Consider the following 9,080-nt stretch of genomic DNA (forward strand, 5'->3'; position numbering starts at 1 on the left):
GAGATGTCAAGCACACTTAAGAGCGAACACTGTAAAAGTCAAACTCCTAGATGGTAGATGCTTAGGGATGGCTCTTGGTTGAAAAGGAATCAAGTTCTTTCCTCTAGCGGTACATATATCTGATGCAAGTCAAGTTATGCACTTTTGAGGATTTGCAGAAAAAATTTCTGAGCAACTCCTCAAAACTTGCCTCATGCGCTTAGAAGCTGTTAGCAGTACCAAAAATGCTAAAAGTATTTCTATGAAAGGCTTTTGACTCTTGAATTTAATCGGCATCAAAACTTAATATCGTTGCTGATTTCACTTTTGACTACTGGGACTTCAACAATTTTTCAGGCAAAATATAGCCTCAACACCGCTTTATAAGTAGATTCCCAGAGACAGGAAGCTATTGCTTCATCTTTGCAGTCGGTTAACCACACACAGCATGGTGTTTCAACCCCTGGAGATGTCAAGCACACTTAAGAGCGAACACTGTAAAAGTCAAACTCCTAGATGGTAGATGCTTAGGGATGGCTCTTGGTTGAAAAGGAATCAAGTTCTTTCCTCTAGCGGTACATATATCTGATGCAAGTCAAGTTATGCACTTTTGAGGATTTGCAGAAAAAATTTCTGAGCAACTCCTCAAAACTTGCCTCATGCGCTTAGAAGCTGTTAGCAGTACCAAAAATGCTAAAAGTATTTCTATGAAAGGCTTTTGACTCTTGAATTTAATCGGCATCAAAACTTAATATCGTTGCTGATTTCACTTTTGACTACTGGGACTTCAACAATTTTTCAGGCAAAATATAGCCTCAACACCGCTTTATAAGTAGATTCCCAGAGACAGGAAGCTATTGCTTCATCTTTGCAGTCGGTTAACCACACACAGCATGGTGTTTCAACCCCTGGAGATGTCAAGCACACTTAAGAGCGAACACTGTAAAAGTCAAACTCCTAGATGGTAGATGCTTAGGGATAGCTCTTGGTTGAAAAGGAATCAAGTTCTTTCCTCTAGCAGTACATATATCTGATGCAAGTCAGGTTATGCACTTTTTAGACTTAAAACTTCACGGGGTGCCAAGCAACTCAAAACTATTGTTGGGGTGCATCAAGAAAGTGTGGGAATGATAAGATGAGTATTGTCCCTATCATCAATGGGCAGTTAGATTTAAGGAACAAGTGGAGTTAACCTCACGGGGTGATAAGCTAGCTGAAAGCTATATACAGAAAGGGTATTTACCAAATCAACTGAAAAATACTTCAACTCAAAGAAAATGCTTATTGAGAATGGAAGCTTTTGTCCTTAAGGCTTATAGGAGCAATAAGTATAAATATTTAAATAGCTAAAATTCTTGCCCTGTCAGGACTTCAAAATAAGATGCCTTTGCCCTGGGGTGTGTATCAAGATTTGACGCAGTTGAATCTTGATACACACCCCAGAGGAGAGGGAGGAGAGGGCTAAGATTCCTCGCCTATTCGCGGAACAGCGCGAATAGTCTTCGAGTGTGTTATGGATTATAATAGGTGATAAGATGATATGGATGTTAACGCGATCGCAGGTATCATGGCTCGTACCAATCTGAATGTAGCCAACATTAAGTGCTAGATCATACAAGCCATGTGGAATAGCTACTCCCCTTACTCAAGAGTGCCAATCATGGTCAAATACTTGCAATTCCTCTGTTGTGTACATTTTTCCTTCCCGATACAAGTTCCCAATTAATTCTTTTTTTTGTATCCATACTCAATACTGGATTACCGAAAAATTAAGGTATAAAGCCTCTCCATTCATGGAGAAAAAAGAAAAAAAATCCTTTTAGTCAATCCTATCCGTTTCTAAGAAGAGGTAATTATTAATTATTAATTATTAATTATTAATTATTAATTATTAATTATTGAACTACCTGTTGGTAAGATTCTTTGAGCTGTTCAATGTTTTCAAACTGTTGATTGCGTTGGGGATGTTCATACATAAGAGTGTCAAGGGTTTTTGGCCTTTGCGTTGACGATAGTTATGTTTAACCAAGAGTTGGTCAACTACTGTAACACTCACTGTTATCCCTTCATCTTTCAATAGTTGAGCAATTTCTTGTCGATTCAAAGCAAGTCAAATGGACTTGTTCATCTATTGGTGAACCTGCTGTATGTTCGGCAATGGCTTTCAAAAATGCCTCATCAATTCCTTCTATGGTTTCCATCGCTGATTTGCCTCCTCCTCCACTGGGACGAATATCCCTCATGCTCATTGCTGATTCATCATCAAGTTCGTCTATCCCAAACCGAATTTTGTAGTAGTCACACCCAAATAGTAAGCTAATATAACTTATTCCTCCCCATCCCAGTTTCAGCGCTTCTATTGCCCCATAACGACGACGATCTTTTTCTGATAATGACTGATATAGTTTTTGCATTTGTTGCTCTACTTTCACAGGATAAGGATTCATAGAATTAGAAGTTTAACTTGTATAAAGAGCAGCCTATCATTACTTTATCTATTTTTGGATCTTATTTAATTTTCATTTCTTAAGTTTTTCCTGTTGCCTACTCTGACAAAAAGTCTATATCTTTTTCGGAGATGTCTTTTGAACTAACCATAGAATCACGTTCTACCAACATACGATGTAATTCTTTTTGTCGAGTGCTATCTAGTGGAAAGTTCCAGATAACGATCGCTGCTAAAAGACTAATTGGAATAGGTACACAAATAAATATATATTTAAGTGCTTCAATTGTTCCAGCAGTATTTTCGCCCCCAGGAACAAAACCTATCCAATCTAAAATCGGATAAATCATTCCAACTCCCAAAGCAGAACCAACTTTAGTAGTCATGGTTAATAGTGAATAGTAAAGACCTGTACGCTGGGTTCCTGATTCCAAATTATCATGATCTGTAACGTCTGCCATAATTGAGCGCAATAAAAACGCTCCTGCACCAGATTCGATGCCGAAAAGAATATTAACTAAAGCATACAACCATAAGTTTCCTGGTTGAACGAGCAATAAACCGATAAGAATTACACAACCATATATTTTAGCAACACCAAAAGTTCGATGCTTCTCTAACCTATAACTAAGACGCATCCAAAAAGGAACTCCACAAAAACTAGCTACAAAATACAGTAAGAGCATCAAACTAGACCATTCACCTAGTTGCATTACATAAGTTAGAAAAAAAACGTAGATTGAACCAACAATTCCCGGAGCAAGACCAGTCATTAAATTTGCTAGTAGCACTCGTATTAGCAGTTTATTTTTCAACAGTAGAGAGGTTGACTTGAACAAACCAAGTTGACAAGACGGTGCCACAGGTTTTTCTTTGACATTACTAACAGCGATCGCTACAGTGATGGGCAGCAGTATAATTGTAAACCAACCCATAGCAGCAACTTTAGTTCCACTATCAGCACCTCCAGTCTGTTCCAGAATAGTCGGAAGTATCAAAACAGCTAACATACCAAAAACTAAAGCAAATTCTCGCCAACCTTGAACTCGCGCTCGTTCATAATAATCTGATGATAATTCTGCACCCCAAGACATATGAGAGATACTCAACAGAGTCCAACCGACATACAACAACAGCATCCAGAACAGAAGATAAAAGAAGGTAACTGGTGCTTCCGGTATAAATACTTTGTAAACGCAAATCATTAAAATAGGAACGGATAATATAATCCAATGGCGCCGACGACCTAGAGGAGTTGTTACCCTGTCGCTGAGAACACCAAGAACTGGATCGGTAAAAACGTCCCAGAAACGGGTAATCATAAAAACTGTGCCCACCACAGAAAGGCCAAGTCCCATTTCTTCTGCATAAAATGGGGGAAGGTAAACTAGAAGAGGAAGGCCAAGAGCAGAAAGGGGTATTCCAGGAGAGACAAAGGCTGCAATAGTTTTTTTGGTGAGATTCATCTTGTTTTATTGTTTATGGCCTTGGGAGCAAAATATAAAATTATATTTCATTTTAGGCAGATGAATTAAAAATTACACTAAGTTCTATATTTACTTAAGATTGAGAGATTTATGAGGTGATTATGATGCGATCGCGGTTTGTTATACTATTTCACTTTCAGGATGTTACAAATAGTTTCAAAGTAACGTATGTCAAATCATCCCTTGAAATCATTGTAATGTCAAAGTTTTCTGTCTATTAAATCTTAATGGATGTTTTGTACGGGCGAATGGCCAGCAAGCCCCTACTACTTTAACGGTATTATTTTGATTGATTATCTTCTCAACTATCCCAGATAATGATTGATTGTCGTAATATTTAAAATTTTCATTATAGAGAAAAAATCAGAAAATTAGAAAAAAACTTACTATGACTGATTTTGGTCTAATATGTCTACTATCAACTGAATACCTCTAAGGTCTTTTTGGAGGGTTCTATTAAATTAATTGATTTTTTGATATTAAACCTCTCTAATTATTTAGACGATTAATCAAAAAATCATAAATCAACTAGCTAGGAAAAAGTTCAAAAATAATTGTGATGCTCTAAATAATCAATCATTCCAGAAAAACCGAATAGTAATAAAAAGCGAACGACGGGATTCAAGAATCTGGGATTTAATTAAGCCCATAAATACTGATATTGTCATCTGCTCCTGTTACAAGTTAGGTACAATTTTAACTCAACAAATAGTTGATTTAATGGTTAATGGTGATGATAATTTTGAATCTCTCTATGACATTAGTATCTGTCCATAAAGCATTTTTATTACTCCCCCAGAAAAAAATATATATTCGATAGAAAATTTACCAAGTCCGAGAATTTTAAAAAGTCATCTATTGTTTGAAGCTTTGCCATATTACCCAGAATGGAAATACATTTATTTAGTAAGAGATGGCAGAGATGTGGGAGTATCTTTCTATCATCATCTTGGCTCTTTATTGCCTAAATATTTCCATGAAAATTTACCAGAAGATTTTGCAGATTTTTGGGATGATTGGGTAGAAACAAAAGAGGATAAAGTTGACTATTGGTCTTATTGGAAACATATAAAAAGTTGGTGGCAGGTGAGAAATTTACCGAATGTACTTTTAGTTCACTATCAGAATTTAATCTCTGATAAATCTCAAGAAATTGGCAGAATTTCTGATTTTCTCAATCTAGATATAAATCAGTCAAAAAAAGAGGTGGTTTTAGCAAAAAGTTCTATAGAATATATGAAGTAAAATAGGGATAAATTTGAGCCAGTCGGAATATTTAAACCCAATACTTTTATTAATAAAGGAGTGAATGGTCGCTGGCAAAATTTGTTAACTACTGAACAGCTAAAAAGATATGAGATAATTATATCTGAATAATTAAAACCAGAATGTGCTAAGTGGGTAAAAAATGCTGGATTTTTATCTGAAATTAATTCCACAGCATTTGATTAGTTCACCTGATTTTGATGTAAGCATTCAGCATTCAGCAGTTAGCCATCAGTTAGCTTCCTGTGGAAGAACTACCTTAACAGCTATTTGTTATTAACTCACGATCGTACCAGAGGATAATTTTCCTCACAAATAAAATTAACAGCTATGAATTAAATTGGTCATTACCTAACCCTGGTCGTTCCTTGATTATTTCATGCATATGATAGCTAAATCCTAATAGCTGAATGCTGACATTTTGAGAATTATTTATATTCATTAAAAGTTAGATAAGCAATTTCCACAAGCCATACATCTATAAGGAAAATTAATCAACCTTTGATGCTCTTGATTTTTTGATATTAAACCTATATAATTGTTGAAAAGAATAATCGAAAAATTATCAATCAACTACCTAGGAAAAATTTAGAAAATAATTATGATGCCAAACAATCAATCATTCCATCAAAACCGGATAGTAATAAAAGACGAAATGCGCGATTCAACAATATGGGATTTAATTCAGCCAAGAAACACTGATATTGTCATCTGCTCCTGTTACAAATCAGGCACAACTTTAACTCAACAAATAGTTAATCTAATTGTTAATGATGATGATAATTTTGAATCTATCCATGACATTAGTTCCTGGGTAGAAGAAATTTTTGTTACTCCCCCAGAAAATAAAAAATCTTGGATAGAAAGTTTGCCAAGTCCCAGAATTTTAAAAAGTCATCTATTGTTTGAAGCTTTGCCATATTACCCAGAATGGAAATATATTTATTTAGTAAGAGATGGCAGAGATGTGGGAGTATCTTTATATCATCATAAGAAATCTTTCTTGCCTAAATATTTCAACGAAAATCTACCAGAATTTTCATATTTTTGGGATGATTTGGTAGAAACAAAAGAGGATAAAGCTGAATATTGGTCTTATTGGAAACATATAAAAAGTTGGTGGCAGGTGAGAAATTTACCGAATGTACTTTTAGTTCACTATCAGAATTTAATCTCTGATAAATCTCAAGAAATTGACATAATTTCTGATTTTCTCAATCTAGATATAAATAAGTCAAAAAAAGAGATAATTTTAGCAAAAAGTTCTCTAGAATATATGAAGTTAAATTGGCAAAAGTTTCAGCCATCAGGAGTATTTAAACCCAATACTTTTATCAACAAAGGAGTGAATGGTAGCTGGGAAAATTTATTAACTACTGAACAGCTAAAAAGATATGAGATAATTATATCTGAAGAATTAGAACCAGAATGTGCTAATTGGGTAAAAAATGCTGGATTTTTACCTGGAATTAATTCAGCAGAAGTAATGAACTAGAATGGGTGAAAGACATGAGGCTTTAATGAGTGGCGTTCATAGTCAGAAAAAACTTAAGATTGAAGAAGATACCCAATTAGTTCTAGACAAAATAAATATTTACCGAAATAATTAATAATTAAACAATTAAATAATTAGATAATTCGCGCCTTGAAGCCTCCCCTTTCAAGGGGAAAAAGCGGTTGAGAGATGCTGAGGAAACCTAGCCATATCCAATCAACCAAGAGAAATAAATCTTTTCCTTTTAGTCTTAGCTCTCCCTTTTAGGGAGAGGTAATTATCCATTATCAATTATCCATTATCCATTAATGAAGATCTCTAAGAATTGATTTGACAATATGTTACATTTAACTATACAATTGGGAAATTAATGCTTTGATTAATTCACCTTATATTGATAAATTGACAAAATTACCAGATAATATGCAATTTAATACTTTAATAGACCTCCTACAATATAGAACGCTAAATAAACCTGAGCAAAAAACCTTTACTTTTCTCCAAGATGGTGAAACAGAAACAAATAGTCTTACCTATCAAACATTAGAAAAACAAGCCAAGGCAATAGCAGCTAATCTTCAGTCCCTAGATGCTAAAGGTGAAAGAGTTTTGCTATTGTACCCCCCTGGACTAGAATTGATGGCAGGATTTTTTGGCTGTTTATATGCGGGGGCGATCGCTATACCAGCCTCCATACCCCGCCCCAACCAACCCATTTCTAGATTAGAAGCGATCGCTACTGATGCTCAAGCAAAGTTTGTTCTTACCACCACACCTCTATTAGGTTATTTACAAGGTCGCTTTGCCGAAAATTCTACACTGGCAAAAATGCAGTTGTTAGACAGCAATAATATTATTGCTCAGAATATGGGGGTGCATTGGCAAGAACCTACTATTAATGGTGATACCCTAGCTTTTCTGCAATACACTTCAGGTTCAACTGGAAAACCAAAGGGGGTAATGCTATCTCATCAGAACATTCTCCAGAATTTGGCTATGGGTTACGAACAGTCTGCTACAACAGCTGAAAGTCATACAGTAACTTGGTTACCTTTTAGTCACAATACAGGATTAGTTGTAGGAATGCTACAACCTCTCTACGGTAATTTTCCTGTGAAAATAATGTCACCGTTAGATTTTCTGCAAAAACCGTTGCGTTGGTTAACAGCTATTTCTCGTTACAAAGCTACTCAAAGTTTAGCTCCTAACTTTGCTTATGACTTGGTTTGTTTCCAAACAACCCCCGAAGAACGGGAAATGCTTGACCTCAGTAGTTGGGAATTAGCTGTGAGCGGTGCTGAACCTGTTCGAGCAGAAACTATCGATCGCTTTGCCTCTACTTTTGCACCCTCTGGCTTTCGCAGACAAGCATTTACTCCCGGATATGGAATGGCAGAGAGTGTTATGGGTATTAGTTTAGGGCTAACAACAGAACCCCCAGTTATTCTCAATATTGATAAATCTGAATTTACTAAAAATCAGATTAGAGTAGCAACTGATGAGAGCGAAAGTACGCAAAAAATTGTTAGTTGCGGTCGTGCTGGTTCAGATGAAAAAATTCTGATCGTTAACCCGGAAACTTTAACCGAATGTTCAAGCAACCAAGTAGGAGAAATTTGGGTTTCTAGTCCTAGTGTTGCTCAAGGTTATTGGAATAGACCGGAAGCAACTGTAGAAACTTTTCAAAATTACTTAAGAGAGACAAACGAAGGTCCGTTTCTCAGGACGGGTGACTTAGGATTTTTGCTCAATAATGAATTGTTTGTCACTGGTCGTCTCAAAGATTTAATTATTATCCGAGGTAGTAACCATTATCCCCAGGATATTGAGTTAACCGTAGATAGAAGTCATCAAGCTTTACGACCTAGTTGTGGTGCAGCATTTTCGGTAGAGGTAGAAAGTGAGGAAAAACTGGTTATTGTTCAGGAAGTTCAGGAAACTTACTTAGAACAACTAGATGTAGAACAGGTGGTTAATACTATTCGTCAAGCTGTATCCCAACAGCATCAGTTACAAGTTTATGGAATTTTATTATTGAAAACAGGAACTATCCCTAAGACTTCTAGTAATAAAATTCAGCGCCATGCTTGCAAAGCAGGTTTTCTAGAAGGAAGTCTTGATGTTGTTGGCAAGAGTATTTATCAAGAATTGGATCGGCAAGAAAAAGAAAAGCAAGCCACCTTGGATCGAAAAACCCTCTTAGCTACCAAACCCGAAAAACGGCAGGAATTACTAATATCTCATCTTCAGATTTTAATCTCAAATATTCTCCAAGTAAATCCATCTCAATTAGATTGGGAACAACCTTTAACTAACATGGGATTAGATTCTCTGACAACTGTTGAGTTAAGCGATATTCTCCAAGATAGTTTGGGAACTTCTTTTAAAGCAACACTAATTTTTGAGA

At 35.8% G+C, this 9,080-nt stretch carries 5 protein-coding genes; 3 read left to right on the forward strand and 2 right to left on the reverse strand.

Translation table 11 applies throughout. The features are described 5' to 3' along the window. Positions 1-2,045 precede the first annotated feature (2,045 nt). On the reverse strand, positions 2,046-2,426 hold the full coding sequence (locus tag F6K22_RS07385) for a hypothetical protein (protein ID WP_293095265.1): 381 nt from the start codon (positions 2,424-2,426) through the stop codon (positions 2,046-2,048). Positions 2,427-2,523: 97 nt separating this feature from the next. Next, the gene (locus tag F6K22_RS07390) at positions 2,524-3,891 is read right to left on the reverse strand and encodes an MFS transporter (RefSeq protein ID WP_293095267.1); all 1,368 of its coding nucleotides are present in this window, start codon (positions 3,889-3,891) and stop codon (positions 2,524-2,526) included. Between the two features lie 828 nt (positions 3,892-4,719). On the opposite strand from F6K22_RS07390, the gene F6K22_RS07395 reads away from it, so the two are divergent. The 3 genes from F6K22_RS07395 to F6K22_RS07405 all read left to right on the forward strand — a co-directional run. Next, on the forward strand, positions 4,720-5,157 hold the full coding sequence (locus F6K22_RS07395; protein WP_293095273.1) for a sulfotransferase domain-containing protein: 438 nt from the start codon (positions 4,720-4,722) through the stop codon (positions 5,155-5,157). Positions 5,158-5,779: 622 nt separating this feature from the next. Then, a complete protein-coding gene (locus F6K22_RS07400; protein ID WP_293095269.1) occupies positions 5,780-6,673 on the forward strand; it encodes a sulfotransferase domain-containing protein in 894 nt (297 codons plus the stop codon). A gap of 375 nt (positions 6,674-7,048) precedes the next feature. Beyond that, positions 7,049-9,080: AMP-binding protein (locus F6K22_RS07405; RefSeq protein ID WP_293095271.1), on the forward strand; the 2,032-nt coding region annotated here is incomplete at its 3' end.

Origin of the sequence: Okeania sp. SIO2F4 (genome assembly GCF_010672385.1) — a bacterium.
Lineage (GTDB): Bacteria > Cyanobacteriota > Cyanobacteriia > Cyanobacteriales > Microcoleaceae > Trichodesmium.

What these genes read in the sequence shown, in the direction of transcription:
- F6K22_RS07385 (WP_293095265.1), bottom strand. Translation starts at nt 2,426, where the DNA reads ATGAATCCTTATCCTGTGAAAGTAGAGCAACAAATGCAAAAACTATAT.
- F6K22_RS07390 (WP_293095267.1), bottom strand. Translation starts at nt 3,891, where the DNA reads ATGAATCTCACCAAAAAAACTATTGCAGCCTTTGTCTCTCCTGGAATA.
- F6K22_RS07400 (WP_293095269.1), top strand. Translation starts at nt 5,780, where the DNA reads ATGATGCCAAACAATCAATCATTCCATCAAAACCGGATAGTAATAAAA.